This is a genomic window from Pseudomonas sp. SBB6 (assembly GCF_024213215.1).
GTDB lineage: Bacteria > Pseudomonadota > Gammaproteobacteria > Pseudomonadales > Pseudomonadaceae > Aquipseudomonas > Aquipseudomonas donghuensis.
In genome coordinates, this window is sequence record NZ_JANAVH010000001.1 from 299,834 (window position 1) to 314,412 (window position 14,579).

Annotated in this window: 14 protein-coding genes and 1 pseudogene; 8 read left to right on the forward strand and 7 right to left on the reverse strand. The window is 62.7% G+C overall.

Annotation, left to right across the window (positions count from 1 at the left end; all coding sequences use genetic code 11):
- The first annotated feature begins 89 nt into the window (after positions 1 to 89).
- Positions 90 to 1,076, forward strand: coding sequence for an AlgP family protein (locus NLX68_RS01490; RefSeq protein ID WP_254282325.1), 987 nt, complete (start codon positions 90 to 92; stop codon positions 1,074 to 1,076).
- Here NLX68_RS01490 and NLX68_RS01495 read toward each other — a convergent pair.
- Positions 1,052 to 1,534 carry a TIGR02444 family protein gene (locus NLX68_RS01495; protein WP_254282327.1) on the reverse strand — a complete coding sequence of 161 codons (483 nt, stop codon included), beginning with the start codon at positions 1,532 to 1,534 and terminating at the stop codon, positions 1,052 to 1,054. The two genes, NLX68_RS01490 and NLX68_RS01495, sit on opposite strands and share 25 nt — an antisense overlap.
- A 50-nt stretch (positions 1,535 to 1,584) precedes the next feature.
- Here NLX68_RS01495 and NLX68_RS01500 point away from each other — a divergent pair, with 50 nt between their 5' ends.
- The 3 genes from NLX68_RS01500 to NLX68_RS01510 all read left to right on the forward strand — a co-directional run bounded on the left by NLX68_RS01500 (position 1,585) and on the right by NLX68_RS01510 (position 4,798).
- Positions 1,585 to 3,495, forward strand: a complete 1,911-nt coding sequence (locus NLX68_RS01500) for an ATP-binding cassette domain-containing protein (RefSeq protein WP_254282329.1) — start codon at positions 1,585 to 1,587, stop codon at positions 3,493 to 3,495.
- Positions 3,495 to 4,082 carry a mechanosensitive ion channel family protein gene (locus NLX68_RS01505; protein WP_010221144.1) on the forward strand — a complete coding sequence of 196 codons (588 nt, stop codon included), beginning with the start codon at positions 3,495 to 3,497 and terminating at the stop codon, positions 4,080 to 4,082. Before NLX68_RS01500 ends, NLX68_RS01505 begins: the two co-directional genes overlap by 1 nt.
- An 83-nt stretch (positions 4,083 to 4,165) precedes the next feature.
- Complete coding sequence (locus NLX68_RS01510; RefSeq protein ID WP_254282332.1) at positions 4,166 to 4,798, forward strand: LysE family transporter; 633 nt, start codon at positions 4,166 to 4,168, stop codon at positions 4,796 to 4,798.
- 50 nt (positions 4,799 to 4,848) lie between these two features.
- On the opposite strand, the gene NLX68_RS01515 is transcribed toward NLX68_RS01510, so the two are convergent.
- From NLX68_RS01515 to NLX68_RS01530, 4 genes are read right to left on the reverse strand one after another with little or no spacing between them, the layout of a single operon-like run.
- On the reverse strand, positions 4,849 to 5,589 hold the full coding sequence (locus NLX68_RS01515; protein ID WP_254282333.1) for a penicillin-binding protein activator LpoB: 741 nt from the start codon (positions 5,587 to 5,589) through the stop codon (positions 4,849 to 4,851).
- Between the two features lie 3 nt (positions 5,590 to 5,592).
- Positions 5,593 to 6,180 carry a penicillin-binding protein activator LpoB gene (gene lpoB / locus NLX68_RS01520; RefSeq protein ID WP_010221147.1) on the reverse strand — a complete coding sequence of 196 codons (588 nt, stop codon included), beginning with the start codon at positions 6,178 to 6,180 and terminating at the stop codon, positions 5,593 to 5,595.
- A 24-nt stretch (positions 6,181 to 6,204) separates the two neighbouring features.
- Entirely contained in the window at positions 6,205 to 6,576 is a 372-nt protein-coding gene (locus tag NLX68_RS01525; RefSeq protein WP_010221148.1) for a YcfL family protein, read from the reverse strand.
- 9 nt (positions 6,577 to 6,585) lie between these two features.
- The gene (locus tag NLX68_RS01530; RefSeq protein ID WP_254282335.1) at positions 6,586 to 7,983 is read right to left on the reverse strand and encodes a COG3014 family protein; all 1,398 of its coding nucleotides are present in this window, start codon (positions 7,981 to 7,983) and stop codon (positions 6,586 to 6,588) included.
- Positions 7,984 to 8,328: 345 nt separating this feature from the next.
- On the opposite strand from NLX68_RS01530, the gene NLX68_RS01535 reads away from it, so the two are divergent.
- Positions 8,329 to 10,227: a cytochrome c/FTR1 family iron permease gene (locus NLX68_RS01535; protein ID WP_254282337.1), complete on the forward strand. Its 1,899-nt coding sequence runs from the start codon at positions 8,329 to 8,331 to the stop codon at positions 10,225 to 10,227.
- A gap of 60 nt (positions 10,228 to 10,287) precedes the next feature.
- Positions 10,288 to 10,746, forward strand: a complete 459-nt coding sequence (locus tag NLX68_RS01540; protein ID WP_010221151.1) for a YaiI/YqxD family protein — start codon at positions 10,288 to 10,290, stop codon at positions 10,744 to 10,746.
- 49 nt (positions 10,747 to 10,795) lie between these two features.
- On the opposite strand, the gene elbB is transcribed toward NLX68_RS01540, so the two are convergent.
- The gene (elbB, locus tag NLX68_RS01545; protein ID WP_254282339.1) at positions 10,796 to 11,464 is read right to left on the reverse strand and encodes an isoprenoid biosynthesis glyoxalase ElbB; all 669 of its coding nucleotides are present in this window, start codon (positions 11,462 to 11,464) and stop codon (positions 10,796 to 10,798) included.
- A 191-nt stretch (positions 11,465 to 11,655) separates the two neighbouring features.
- Here elbB and NLX68_RS26415 point away from each other — a divergent pair.
- A pseudogene (locus tag NLX68_RS26415) lies at positions 11,656 to 12,204 on the forward strand (sterol desaturase family protein); the annotation flags it as partial.
- Between the two features lie 501 nt (positions 12,205 to 12,705).
- Here the strand turns inward: NLX68_RS26415 and NLX68_RS01555 are convergent.
- Entirely contained in the window at positions 12,706 to 13,350 is a 645-nt protein-coding gene (locus NLX68_RS01555) for a DedA family protein (RefSeq protein WP_254282340.1), read from the reverse strand.
- A gap of 207 nt (positions 13,351 to 13,557) precedes the next feature.
- Here NLX68_RS01555 and hemB point away from each other — a divergent pair, with 207 nt between their 5' ends.
- Complete coding sequence (hemB, locus tag NLX68_RS01560) at positions 13,558 to 14,568, forward strand: porphobilinogen synthase (RefSeq protein WP_010221155.1); 1,011 nt, start codon at positions 13,558 to 13,560, stop codon at positions 14,566 to 14,568.
- Positions 14,569 to 14,579: the final 11 nt, after the last annotated feature.

Below are 14,579 nucleotides of genomic sequence, written 5' to 3' on the forward strand. Positions count from 1 at the left end.
CGGCGCATTTAATACTGTCAACATGCCCTAGCGGCGGTAGCAGCAGAAGCATAGTATGAGCCGCAATCTCGTCAGCCAGGAGGTAAACCATGTCGGCCAATAAGAAGCCAGTAAGTACGCCGTTGCACCTGCTCCAGCAACTCTCGGGCAGCCTGCTCGATCATTTGGAAAATGCCTGCTCGCAAGCGCTGGCTGATGCTGAAAAACTGCTCGCCAAGTTGGAAAAACAACGGGGCAAGGCGCAGGAAAAACTGCACAAGTCCCGGCTGAAACTGCAGGATGCGGCCAAGGCTGGCAAAGCCAAGGCACAGGGCAAGGCCAAGGACGCTGTGGCCGAACTGGAAAAGTTGCTCGACAATTTGAAGGACCGTCAATCGCAAACGCGCACCTACATCCTGCAACTCAAGCGTGATGCCCAGGAAAGCCTGAAGCTGGCCCAGGGCGTTGGCAAGGTCAAGGAAGCTGCCGCCAAGGCGCTGACCCTGCGTTCGGCCAAACCTGCCGCCGCCGCTGCGGCCAAGCCCGCCGCCAAACCAGCGGCCAAGGCGCCGGCCAAAGCAGCGAGCAAACCTGCTGCCAAGCCAGCGGCCAAGCCCGCTGCTAAAGCTGCCGCTAAACCTGTGGCCAAGCCTGCGGTTAAAGCTGCCGCCAAACCAGCTGCCAAAGCACCCGCCCGTACCGCTGCCGCCAAACCTGCTGCCAAGCCTGCTGCTGCCAAAGCACCTGCCAAGCCTGCTGCCAAAGCGCCTGCCAAACCAGCCGCTAAAACTGCAGCGGCAAAACCTGCAGCCAAGCCTGCGGCCAAACCGGCAGCAGCGAAAGCGCCAGCCAAACCAGCGGCCAAACCTGCGGCGGCAAAACCCGCTGCCAAGCCAGCGGCCAAGCCTGCTGCTGCGAAAGCACCGGCCAAGCCTGCTGCAAAACCTGCAGCCAAGCCAGCCGCTGCCAAACCAGCGCAGCCTGCGGCCGCCAAGCCTGCGACTCCAGCAGCACCGGCAGCACCAGCCGCCGCCCCGTCGCCTGCACCAGCAGCTTCGGTAGCACCGGCTACTCAGACCCCGTCTTCGGCGTCCTGAGTCGTCAGCATCACGACGCGCAGCGTGTGCAGCGCGTCGTGATGCGCACCGGCGCCTTTGGGTGCCAGCCAGCTTATCCAGTCCAATCCCGTTTCGGGCGTCGCTGCCCAGTCCTTGCAAATACCCTCGAGACGCTCCAGCAGGACGCGTTCAGCCGCTAACTCCAAACCTTTGACCTGCTCTCGCAGACCCGCCAATTGCGAGTCTTGGGATGCCTTGTCGCGCCAGGCCTGGCGCAGCGTGCGTAACGGTTTCACCACATCGGTTTGCCAGGTATCGGCCAATTCAGCGAGCTGTCGTGCCCGCTGTTCGTTCGGGGCTATGCCGCGGGCACTGAGCCACATGCCGCACAGCAGCAGGCAGACGTCGCCACCCAGGTCCTGCCATTGCAGGCAGGCAGCCTCCACGCCTGGTCGGGCGTAAAGCTTCAGGGCAAAATTCCACAGGTCGGTGTGCATGGTCCCACTCGCGCCAGTTGCCGACGAAGCTGGTAGACTCCGCGGCCATTATGATCAGACTATCGAACCTCACTTTACAGCGTGGTCCACAGCGCCTGCTAGAAGGCGCCGAGATGACCCTGCACGCCGGTCATAAAGCCGGCCTGATCGGTGCCAACGGCGCCGGTAAATCCAGCCTGTTTGCCTTGCTGCGTGGCGAGTTGACGCCCGACTCCGGTGACTGTCAGCTGCCGGCGGACTGGCGCATCGCGCACATGCGCCAGGAGGTCGACACCCTCGAGCGCCTGGCGGTTGATTATGTGCTCGACGGTGATGCCCGCTTGCGCAAGGTCCAGGCCGATCTGGCCGCTGCCGAAACCGCCCACGACGGCACCGCACTGGCACGCCTGCACATCGAACTCGACAGCGCCGACGGTTATACCGCCGACGCCCGGGCGCGCAAGTTGCTGGCGGGTCTTGGCTTTACCAACGAGCAGATGGACCGCCGGGTAGGCGACTTCTCCGGTGGCTGGCGGATGCGCCTGAACCTGGCCCAGGCACTGATGTGCCCGTCCGACCTGCTGTTGCTCGATGAACCGACCAACCACCTGGATCTGGACGCCATCCTCTGGCTGGAAGACTGGCTCAAGGGCTACCCGGGCACGCTGCTGCTGATTTCCCACGACCGTGATTTCCTCGATGCCGTGGTCGATCATGTCGCCCACGTCGAGCAGTGCAAGCTGACCCTCTACCGCGGCGGCTACACCGCCTTCGAGCGCACTCGTGCCGAGCGCCTGGCGCAGCAGCAACAGGCCTACGAGAAGCAGCAGGCCCAGCGCGCGCACATGGAAAAATACATCGCCCGGTTCAAGGCCCAGGCCACCAAGGCCCGTCAGGCGCAGAGCCGGATCAAGGCCCTGGAGCGCATGGAAGAGCTGTCGGCGGCCCATGTCGATTCGCCGTTCGACTTCGTCTTCCGCGAGTCGGAGAAAATCTCCAGCCCGCTGCTCGATCTGTCCGAAGGCCGTTTGGGCTATGGCGACAAGACCATCCTCGAGAAGGTCAAGCTGCAGCTCACCCCGGGTGCGCGGATCGGCCTGCTTGGCCCCAACGGTGCCGGCAAGTCGACCCTGATCAAGAACCTCGCCGGTGAACTGGAGCCGCTGAGCGGGCGCCTGGTGCGCGGCGAGAACCTGTCGGTGGGCTACTTCGCCCAGCACCAGCTCGACTCGCTGGACAACAAGGCCAGCCCGTTGCTGCACCTGCAACGCCTGGCACCGACCGAGCGCGAGCAGACCCTGCGTGACTTCCTCGGTGGTTTCGACTTCCGTGGCGGGCGCATTGACGAGCCGGTGGTGAATTTCTCCGGTGGCGAAAAAGCCCGTCTGGCCCTGGCCCTGATTGCCTGGGAACGGCCGAACCTGTTGCTGCTCGACGAACCGACCAACCACCTGGACCTGGAAATGCGCCTGGCGCTGACCATGGCCCTGCAGGAGTTCAGCGGTGCGGTGCTGGTGGTCTCCCACGACCGGCACCTGCTCAAGAGCACCACCGATGATTTCCTCTTGGTAGCCGACGGCAAAGTCGAAACCTTCGACGGCGATCTGGACGATTACACCCGCTGGCTGGTCGAGTACCGTCAGCGCAACGCACCGGTCAGCAGCACCCCGGTCAATGCCGACAAGACCGACAAGAAGGCCCAGCGCCAGGCGGCGGCAGCCCTGCGCCAGCAGTTGGCACCGCACAAGCGCGAAGCCGACAAGCTCGAACGCGAGTTGGGCAGCGTGCATGAGCAACTGGCCAAGGTCGATGCCAGCCTGGGTGACAGCGCCCTGTATGAGGCGGCGCGCAAGGATGAATTGCGTGACTTGCTGGCCCAGCAGGCCAAGCTCAAGGTCCGTGAAGGGGAGCTGGAAGAAGCCTGGATGGCAGCCCTGGAGACGCTCGAGAGCATGCAGGCGGAGCTGGAGGCGATGTCCTGATGGAGTCCTTGCAATGGCCATTGCCGGTGGAATGGATCGCACCCTTCTGGCTGGGTTTGCAGATCCTGCTGATCCTCTCGGCGGCCTTCATCCTGCAGCGCGTGGTTGCACGCTGCCTCAAGCGCCTGGGCGAGCGCTACCCGTTGCCGCCTGAGTTGCTGATGCCGCTGCGTGGTGGCTTGCGCTGGCTGATCATGGGCAGCGCGCTGATCTTCGTGCTCGAGCGCCTGGGTGTTTCTGCCACGGTGCTGTGGACCGCCTTGTCCGGTTTCGTCGCCGTGGCGGCGGTGGCCTTCTTTGCCATGTGGAGCGTGCTGTCGAACCTGCTCTGCGCGGTACTGATCTTTACCGTCGGACCGTTTCGCATCGGTGATGTGGTCGAGTTGGTCGAAACCATCGACAAGCCGGGCGTGAAGGGCCGTGTGGTGGCGATCAACCTGTTGTTCACCACCCTGATCGAGCTGCCGGAAACGGGTGGCGCATTGGTGCAGGTGCCCAACAGCCAGTTCTTCCAGAAGTCGGTACGACGCTGGCGCGGCGCCGAAGTGCTGCCGCTGGTGAGTGAGAGCAAAACCCCGGGCAATTGATCGGTCGCAGAAAAAAATCGTGGTGATTTTTTCGCCAGGGCACTAGCTTAGAGGTTTATAACAAGTCAGTGCCGAGGTGCGCGATGTCATTGGAAACATGGTTGGCATTTTTTGCCGCTTGCTGGGTGATCAGTCTGTCGCCGGGTGCCGGGGCCATTGCCTCGATGTCCTGTGGCCTGCAATACGGTTTCTGGCGCGGCTACTGGAACGCGCTAGGCCTGCAGCTGGGCCTGGTGCTGCAGATTGCGATCATTGCCGCCGGCGTGGGGGCCATCCTCGCGGCTTCGGCCACTGCCTTCCAGGTCATCAAGTGGTTTGGTGTGGCTTACCTGGTCTACCTGGCGGTCAAGCAGTGGCGTGCGCTGCCGGCTGACATCACCGACGATTCCGCCGTACGACCGATCGGCAAGCCGCTGAGCCTGGTACTCCGTGGCTTTCTAATCAACGTCAGCAACCCCAAGGCGCTGATCTTCATGCTCGCGGTGCTGCCGCAGTTCATCAACCCGCATGCCGCGCTGCTGCCGCAGTACCTGATCATTACGCTGACCATGGTCACGGTCGACCTGATGGTCATGGCCGGGTACACCGGGCTCGCTGCCCAGGTGCTGCGCCTGCTGCGTACGCCCAAGCAACAGCGGCGGATGAACCGGACCTTTGCTGGGTTGTTCCTGGGCGCGGCTACATTGCTGGCGAGTATTCGCCGGGCGCCGGTGTAGACGCCTATCGCAGACAAAAAAGGCGACCCGAAGGTCGCCTTTTTTGTGTCTCAACGCAAAATCTGCGCAGGTTCATCGGGCGGCAGGTTGTTGCGCGCTGGCGCACGTTCGTGCCCCGGTACGCTACCACCCAGTTGCTCGGCCATCTGCCGGGCAACGTCCATCCCCAGTTCCTTCGACACCTCACGCACCACCCGTGGGCGGTTCAGGGTCACGCGCACATCCTGGCTGTTGACCAGCTTGGTGTCCTGGCCTTCGCCCATGGCGGTGAACGCCGAGGTGATCTCGTAGGTCTTGGTGTTGATCAGGCTGAAATCGGCCACCAGGCTCAGGCCAAGGATGGCCGAATAGCTGTTGGTGTTGTCCAGCGAGGTAATGTCGCGCTGGAAATCGATATCCGACAAGGTGCCGAACAGCACATAGTCGGCGCCCTTGAAGTTGCCGTTCTTGATGCGCCGGATCACGTCATACACGTCGCCTTTGGCATCGGCGGTGTAGGGCGTGCCCTGAACCAGCTGGAACATCCCGGACTTGAGAATCTCGCCCTTGATGTCGCCAGTGAACTTGCGCAGTTCAGTCTGCTCGATGTAGCTGTCGCGGCTCTCGTACTCGCTGTAGCTCGACGAGCCACTGGCGTGGTACATGCTCGCCTGGCCACTGCTTTGCGCCGAGACCGTGTGGATGTACTGCTCCACACGCTCCTGGTAGGCGAGGTCGGTCACCGCGACCTTGGGGGCCGCTTGCACGCTGAACGCGCAAGCCAGGCCCAGAACGCTCATCCATGCACGCATTGCTTAGCGCTCCGTGGTCTTGCGGATTTCTTTCTCGTCCATCCACTCGGCCAGGCCGCTTTCAACATCGATCAGCTGCAGGCTGAACTTGTAGAACACGTCCTTGTAGTCGCTGCTGCGCTTGACGATCGAGCTGATAGAGCCTTCCAGGCGGTACTTGGCGGCGATCATGTTGCCGGTCTTGGCGACGGTGTTCTTCTTGTACAGGCCGCTCTGGTTCTGCAGCTTGAGCTGGTCGACCTGGCTCTGCATCTGGGTGTTGTCGCTAGCGAAGCGGGCGGTGCCGGACTTCATCAGCTGGGTCTTGATCGAGGTGGTGATCTCGCGGGTATCGATGTACTCGCTGGTCTTGTTCTTCACGTCATAGACCTGCACCACCGGGCGGCCCTGAAGGATGCCGGACTGGGCCAGCGAGCGGGTCATGGATTCGGCGATCATCTGCAGGTCGGTCGAACCGAACTCGTTGGTGACCAGCTCCACGGCCTTGCTGTCGCCATAGCCGATGTTCTTGCCGCCCAGGACCGGCGACGGGGTGCTGCAGCCGCTGACCAGAGCAATGGCGAGGGCGGCGAGGGAGATGCGTGCAATCATGGAAAGGTGCTCCTGCAAAAATGATTACTGAGACTGAACTTCAAGGCGGAAATCGGTGGCCTGCGGCACGGGCGCGATAGCCGGCAACACGCTGGACTGTTTGCCGTACAGGGTCACGGTCTTCCAGCTCTCTTCATCGGCAACCGGGAAACCGTCGTTACCCAGCCAGGCGAAACGGTAGAACAGAGTCTTGTTGCTGGCGCTGGTGTTGTTCAGCGACACCTTGACGGTCAGGAAACCGTTCTCGCGCGCAACGCGCATCGGGCCGGTTTCGATGTTCTTCAGGTTGCCCATCTTCACCACCTTGCTGGCGGCGCTGCCAGGCGCTGGTGGTGGCGGGGTTGCGCAACCGGCCAGCAGGGCAGTGACGAGAACGGCGAGCAGTTTGATTCGCATGACGCTTCCTTAAGGTTGTTTGAGGCTGGCGACGGCCTGGCCAGTGGCTTTCGGCTCCACATGCAGGGCAGGGCCGCCGGCGAAGACCTGGTTGCCGACCACGCGCAGGGTGACGACCTGGAACGGCCGGTCGATCTTCACGCTGACCTGACTGCCGCCCAGGCTCGATGGCAGGCTCAGTTGGTGCTCGCCCTGGCGCAGGCGCACACGGGCAACCTGGGTTTCATCGGGCAGGGTGCGCCAGGTGCGGGTGTCGGCGCCTTCGGTGACAGTCGAAGCAATACCCACGGCGAGGCCCGCCAGCGGGTTGACGTCGTTCAGCTGCTTCTGCGCCACGCCACGGGAGATGGCCCGTACGCTGGTGCGCAGGATGATCCCCGGCATGTCGTCACGCAGGGCGCGGCGGGACATGGCGGTGGTGCTGTTGAGGGCGGTCAGCTTCAGCTCGCGGTCGTTCAGGTAGATCTCGCTGAAGTGCGCGGTGGAGGTGTCTTCCTTGATTACCGGGAACGACAGCGGAGTGATCACCAGGTTGCCGCTGATAGGCAACGGCAACGGGATGCGCACGGAGTCGCGGGCCGGGGCCAGGCCACTCTGGATCACGATCAGCACGTCGCTGTCGGTGGTTTTCGCCGCTGGCTTGTCCAGCTCGAGCAGGGCCTGTTCCAGCAGCGGGGTGTTCGGGCGCAGCTCGGCGGCCTTGCGGTAACCCGGTGCAGCCAGACCTTTTTCGCCCAGGGCTTCATACACGTAACCGGACAGGTAGTGGCTGAACGCACTCTGGTAGCTGTTCTTCAAGCCGACCACTTCCGGGGCGTCGAGGGCGGCCACGGGGTAGCCCTGAAGGTCCTTGTACTCGGTCTTGACCCCTTCTTTCTCGGCTTCTTCCTCGCGCTTGAGGTATTCCTTGTCGCGCAGCTCGGCGATGACCGCTTCGCGCTCGTGGGTCTTCTTGATCTCGGTACGGGCGCCGTCGAAGTCGTTCTGGGCCAGCAGGTTGAGGGCCATCTGCGTGGTCAGCATGACTTTTTCGTAGTCATAGCCTTCGTAGCGACGCACCTTGTCGTTGACCAGGTAGCTGCCGAACTGGCTCAGGTACTTGTCGGTGTCGAGCTTGACCGACTCTTCCCATTTGAACACCACGTCATCGGCACTGCGCCAGGCCAGCTGGCTGCCGGCCAGGTCGCCCTTGGAGCGCAGCAGTTCGCCCTTCTCGAAGTAGTAGAGAAGGTCTTTGTCCTCACCCTTGTTGTTTTTTTCCAGCAGTTGCAGGGCAGCATCGACGTTGCCGCTGCTCAGGTGCTGGTTGGTTTCCTGAAGCTCGCTGTCGTAACTGCGAAAGGCCGAGCAACCAGCCAGTTGGACGGCCGCGACCAGGGTCGCGACGGTGAGGACACGGGATGCCATCTGAATTCTTCTTCCCTGAATTGGTGAGAGGCCTGGGGGCGAGACGGCGAGTATCCCTTTGGCATATATCGCCAAATCCTATTAAAACAGGAGCCTAAATTCTTAACCGCTATATAACGGCGCGGCATTATAAACGCATTTGCTGGCTAATTAATGGCGTTTTGCTTTTGGATTTTGTCGTTGTGCCAGCATTCACGTATCGGCCGACGAACGGTTTAGCTTTAATCGGCGGGATGCCCAGGATATTTGTCACAAAATTTTTCAACGATTGCGCCGGCAAACCTTGAGCGAACCTCAGTGGAAGTGAACAATGCTTTACCTCGTATTTTCATTTGAGAGTCGCTCATGATTCCCCGTTCCCGCTTACTTGCCTGGCTGCTCTGGCCGGTGCTGGCGCTGAGCAGTGCCACACTGCTGGCCGACAGCGTCGATGGCGCCGCCAAGGCCCTGCACTTGCTCGATTACATCGGTGCCGACTACCCGGCGACCGTCGAGGCGGGCAAGGTCATCGACGAGGGGGAATACCGCGAGCAGCTCGAGTTCATCGAGGTGCTGCAGGGCCTGATCATCGCCTTGCCAGCCCGCCAGGAGCGCCAGGCCCTGGAGCAGGGCGTGGTCAACTTGCGCCAGGCGATCAGCCAGCGTCAGGACGGCCCTGGCGTCGCCCGTCAGGCCCGTCTGCTCGGCGCACAACTGGCGGTGGCCTATGAAGTCAGCCAGGCGCCGATCATTACCCCGGACCCGAGCCGCGGTGCGCCGCTGTACGCCCAGCATTGTTCGGTGTGCCACGGCGATAGCGGTGCCGGTGATGGCCCGGCAGGTCTGGGCCTGACCCCGCCGCCGGCGAACCTGCGCAGCGCCGAACGGCTCGACCGCTTGAGCTTGTTCGACCTGTACAACACCCTTGGCCTGGGCATCGAAGGCACTGACATGCCGTCGTTCGCCGACCAGCTCGATGAGCGCCAGCGCTGGGACCTGGCGACCTATGTCGCCAGCTTCACCGCCGATCCGGCCAAGGCCAAGGGCGACAAGACCTACAACCTGGCCGACCTGGCCCGCCGGACGCCCGCCGAAGTCGAAGCCGGTGAAGGGCCTGAAGCGCTTGCCCAGTTCCGCGCCCAGCGAGCGCAGCCGCCGCAGGTCCAGCGTGGCCCGGGGCAACTGCTGGACTACACCGCCAGCACCCTGGACAAGAGCCTGGCGGCTTACCAGGCAGGCGATCATGAGCAAGCCTATGACCTGTCGGTAGCGGCCTACCTGGAAGGCTTCGAGCTGGTCGAAAGCTCGCTGGACAACGTCGATGCCAACGTCCGCAAAGACACCGAAAAGTCGTTGATGGCGTACCGTCAGTCATTGCAGGACGGCTTGCCGCTTGAGCACGTGCAGCAGCGCCTGAGTGCGGCCAAGGCCAAGCTCAAGGATGCCGCCGAGCTGCTCGGCGGCGATGGCCTGAGCTGGTCGCTGAGCTACATCTCCGGTTTGTTGATCCTGCTGCGCGAGGGCCTGGAGGCAATCCTGGTGTTGGCGGCGATTCTGGCCTTCCTGCGCAATACCGGCCAGCAGTCGGCGGTGCGCAGTGTCAACGTCGGCTGGGGCCTGGCGCTGCTCGCCGGGCTCGCTACCTGGGCGATGGCGGCGTATGTCATCGACGTCAGCGGCGCCCAGCGCGAATTGCTTGAAGGTTGCACGGCGCTGTTTGCCAGCGTCATGGTGCTCTGGCTCGGCGTGTGGATGCACGATCGCCGTCATGCGGCGGCCTGGCAGGACTACATCAAGAGCAGCCTGGTCGGTGGCGGCGGGCGCTTCGGTTTTGCCGTGCTGGCGTTTTTCTCGGTATACCGCGAGCTGTTCGAAGTGATCCTGTTCTACGAAACCCTTTGGCTGCAGGCCGGCCCTGCTGGCCACAACGCGGTGCTGGCGGGTGGCGCCACGGCGCTGGTGCTGCTGGTGGGGCTGGCCTGGGTGATCCTGCGCGGCTCGGCCAAGCTGCCGCTGGCCCTGTTCTTCAGCATCAATGCGGCGCTGCTGTGCGCCTTGTCGGTGGTGTTTGCCGGGCACGGGGTCAAGGCGCTGCAGGAAGCCGGGGTGTTCGGTACGCGGCCGGTGGCGTTCTTCGACTTCGACTGGCTGGGTATTCACGCCGACGCCTATTCACTGGCCGCGCAAGTAGTGGCCTTGCTGGCCATTGCGATCCTTTACGGGCGCAGCCGCCTGGCCGAGCAGCGTCGCCAACCGGCGGGCTGATTTGAAGCAAAACGGGCGAGCAGGGATACTGTTTGCCCGTTTTTGTTGGAAATCTGTGCCATGCGTGTGTGGATCGATGCCGACGCCTGCCCCAAGGCGGCCAAGGATCAACTGGTCAAGTTTGCCCTCAAGCGTCAGCTGGAAGTGGTGCTGGTGGCTGGCCAGAGCCAGATCAAGCCGGCCTTTGCCTGCGTCAGGCTGATCGTCGTGCCCAGTGGGCCGGATGCCGCCGACGACTACCTGGTCGAACACGCGGTACCGGGCGAGCTGGTGATCTGCAGCGACGTGCCACTGGCCGATCGCCTGGTCAAGAAGGGCGTTGCCTGCCTCGACCCGCGCGGCAAGGAATTTGACGAGCGCAACATGGGTGAACGCCTGGCGGTGCGCAACCTGTTCACCGACCTGCGCGAGCAGGGGCAGGTCGGTGGTGGCCAGGCGCCTTATGGCGACCGCGAAAAGCAGGCGTTTGCCAACGCCCTGGACCGGATCCTGACCCGCCTGGCGCGCCAGGTGCCATAGTCGCTGGCTTGGCCGGCTCCCACAGTGGATCTGTGCCTCACTCCAGTGTTCAATCATTCTCGTGGGTCAGTTCCAGCACCCGGTCGATCAGCTTGTAGATGCCGCCCGCGGCTTCGCTGATGCTTTTTGCCAGCATGTAGGCCGGGGTGCTGACCAGCTTGCGCTGGGTGTCTTCGACGATGTCATGAACATCGCATTCCTCGTGGGTGCCGCCCATCTTGACGATGGCCGCGCTGGTACCGGCGTCGGAGCCGATGGTGCAGACCACGCCGGGCCCGTAGATCTTTGCCGCCAGGGCGGGTGAGATGCAGATCAGGCCGACCGGCTTGCCGGCTTCGGCGAAGGCTTCGGCCAGGGCCAGTACGTCCGGGTGCACGCTGCAGCCCGCACCTTCAACGGCAAAGTTCGAGAGGTTTTTCGCCGCGCCAAAGCCGCCCGGCACGATCAGCGCGTCGAAGTCCTTGACGTCGGCCTCGCGCAGGTCCTTGACCTCGCCGCGGGCGATCCGCGCCGATTCCACCAGCACGTTGCGGGTCTCGGGCATTGCTTCGCCGGTCAAGTGATTGATCACATGCATCTGGGCAATGTTGGGCGCAAAACACTGCACTTTTGCGCCGCGCTGGTCCAGGCGCAGCAGGGTGATCACGCTTTCGTGGATTTCGGCGCCGTCGTACACGCCACAGCCGGAAAGAATCACAGCAACTTTTTTCTGGGTCATGCTCACTACTCCCGATTCGAGGCGCTAAATGTCCTCTAGTTTGGCAGATGTCGCCATAGGGTTTGTGCCATTCCCGGCCTAATCTTGCGGGATAGCCTGGAGATGGATGACCCATGGACCTGATCCTGTTGGCGGTACCGTTTTTCTTCGTTCTGATTGTGGTCGAACTGCTCGCGGATTACTTGCGGGGCATGCGTACCTATCGTCTGGCCGATGCGATCAACAGCCTCAGCGCCGGCGTGCTGTCGACCACCACCGGCCTGCTGACCAAGGGTGTGGGCCTGGTTACCTATGCCCTGGCCTGGGAGCACCTGGCGTTGTTCAAGCTGCCGGGCGAGGCGCTGTGGGTGTGGGTACTGGCGTTTGTCTTCTATGACTTCTGCTATTACTGGCTGCACCGTATGGGCCACGAGCGCAACATCCTCTGGGCCGCCCACTCAGTGCATCACCAGAGCGAGGATTACAACCTGTCCACAGCCCTGCGCCAGACCAGCAGCGGCTTCCTGCTGTCATGGATCTTCTACTTGCCGATGGCTGTGCTGGGCGTGCCACCGCTGGTGTTCATCACTGTCGCGGCGTTGAACCTTTTGTACCAGTTCTGGGTGCACACCCGGCACATTCCGAAGCTGGGCTGGTTCGAATGGCTGTTCATTACCCCGTCCAATCATCGCGTCCACCATGCGCAGAACCCTCTGTACTTGGATCGCAACTACGGCGGGGTGTTCATTGTCTGGGATCGTCTATTCGGCACCTTCCAGGAAGAGGACGATAACGAGCCGGTGATTTTTGGCGTGACCACGCCGCTGGCCAGCTGGAACCCGCTGTGGGCCAATCTGCAGTTCTATGCCCAGTTGTGGAGTGATGCGCGACGGGCCGAACGCGGGTGGGACAAGCTGCGCATCTGGTTCATGCCCACCGGTTGGCGCCCTGATGACGTGGCCCGGCGGTACCCGCAGGCCAAGCAGGACCTGAGCCGTTTCGAGAAGTTCGAGGTCCCCCTGGCCTGGCCGCAGCAGCTCTACGTCGCGTTGCAGTTCGCGGTGTATGTGGGGTTGGGCAGTTACTTGATGGAGCGCGCCGAACAGCTGCCGGTCGCGGCCTTGCTGTTGGGCTGGGGCTTGATGGCTTGGGGCTTGTTCGTGCTGGGTACGGCGCTGGAGAACCGGCCGTGGGCCTTGAGGCTGGAGTTGCTGCGCCTGGCGGTGAATGTCCCGGCCATGATGCTGGCCGGGTTCACTGGCTTATGGCCGGTCACTGCCCTGGGTTGGATCTTGCTGCTTGGCTATAGCTTGCTCAGCCTGTTCGGCCTCTACGGCAGCCGCTTCCTTGCGCGCAATGCGCGCGGCCTTGAAGCGCCGACGCAGCCACAGGCAGCCGCCGAGCATCAGCAGGCCGCCGAGCACCCATAGCTCGTACTTCTTCACGTTGCCCAGCAGGCCTTCAAGGATGGCGCCGAAGTGATAGGCGGCGGCGCCCAGGGCCAGGGCCCAGATGGCCGCGCCAATGCCGTTGAGCAGCAGGTAACGGCGTGGCGGATAACCGGACAGGCCAATGGCCACCGGCATGACCGTGCGCAGGCCGTAAACGAAGCGGAAACTCAGGACCCAGATGTCCGGGTGGCGACGAATGTGCTCCAGCGCACGGTCGCCCATCATCTGCCAGCGCGGTTTGCGCGCCAGCAGCTTGCGCCCGTGGCGGCGCCCCATGAAGTACCACAGCTGGTCGCCGGCGTAGCTGCCGAAGAAGGCCACCACGACCACCAGGTTGATATCCATATATCCGCGGAACGCAAGGAAGCCTGCGAGAACCAGGATGGTCTCACCTTCGAAAAACGTACCGAGAAAAAGGGCAAAGTAGCCGAAATCCTGCAGGAATTGTTGGAGCATTTTCTGGGTGCTGGCGAAATGAACGCGCAGCCTAACCCTTCGTGGCCTTTGGGGAAAGTGTCCAAATGTGTCTCGACGTGAACATTTCCTACAAGGACAATGGCTGCGTCCTCAAGTCGCAGGGTTGCCCTTGGCTGTCATACAGGCGTCATAATGGCCGCTTATAACTGTCGCGCTCGCCCGCCTGCGCGGGCTCAGGAGTCTGCCGTGAGCTTTACCCCCGCTAACCGTTTGTTTCCTGCCACCCGTCTGCGTCGCAACCGTCGTGACGACTTTACCCGTCGTCTGGTTCGCGAAAATGTTCTGACTGTCGATGACCTGATCCTCCCGGTGTTTGTCCTCGATGGCGTAAACCGCCGCGAAGAGGTCGCCTCGATGCCGGGCGTCGAGCGTTTGTCCATCGACCTGTTGCTGGAAGCTGCGCAAGAGTGGGTAAACCTCGGGATTCCGGCCCTGGCCCTGTTCCCGGTGACCCCGGTAGAGAAGAAGTCCCTGGATGGCGCCGAAGCCTGGAACCCCGACGGTATCGCCCAGCGTGCCACCCGTGCCCTGCGTGAGCGGTTCCCGGAACTGGGGGTGATCACCGACGTTGCCCTGGACCCGTTCACCACCCACGGCCAGGACGGCATTCTCGACGAAGAAGGCTACGTACAAAACGACATCACCGTCGATGCCCTGGTGCGCCAAGCGCTGTCCCATGCCGACGCCGGTGCCCAGGTGGTTGCGCCGTCGGACATGATGGACGGTCGCATCCAGGCCATCCGTGAAGCCCTGGAGCTGGCCGGTCACGTCAACGTGCGGATCATGGCCTACTCGGCCAAATACGCCAGTGCCTACTACGGCCCGTTCCGCGATGCCGTCGGCTCGGCGCTGAACCTGGGCAAGGCCAACAAGGCCTCGTACCAGATGGACCCGGCCAACAGTAACGAAGCCCTGCACGAAGTGGCCGCCGATCTGTCGGAAGGTGCCGATATGGTCATGGTCAAACCGGGTATGCCGTACCTGGATATCCTGCACCGGGTCAAAGACCAGTTCAAAGTGCCGACCTTCGTTTACCAGGTCAGTGGCGAGTACGCCATGCACATGGCGGCGATTCAGAACGGCTGGCTCAGTGAAGGGGTTATCCTTGAGTCCCTCACCGCTTTCAAACGGGCGGGCGCCGATGGCATCCTCACCTATTTCGCTGTTCGCGCTGCTCAATTGATGAGAGGGCAGTAACGCCCTTCAGG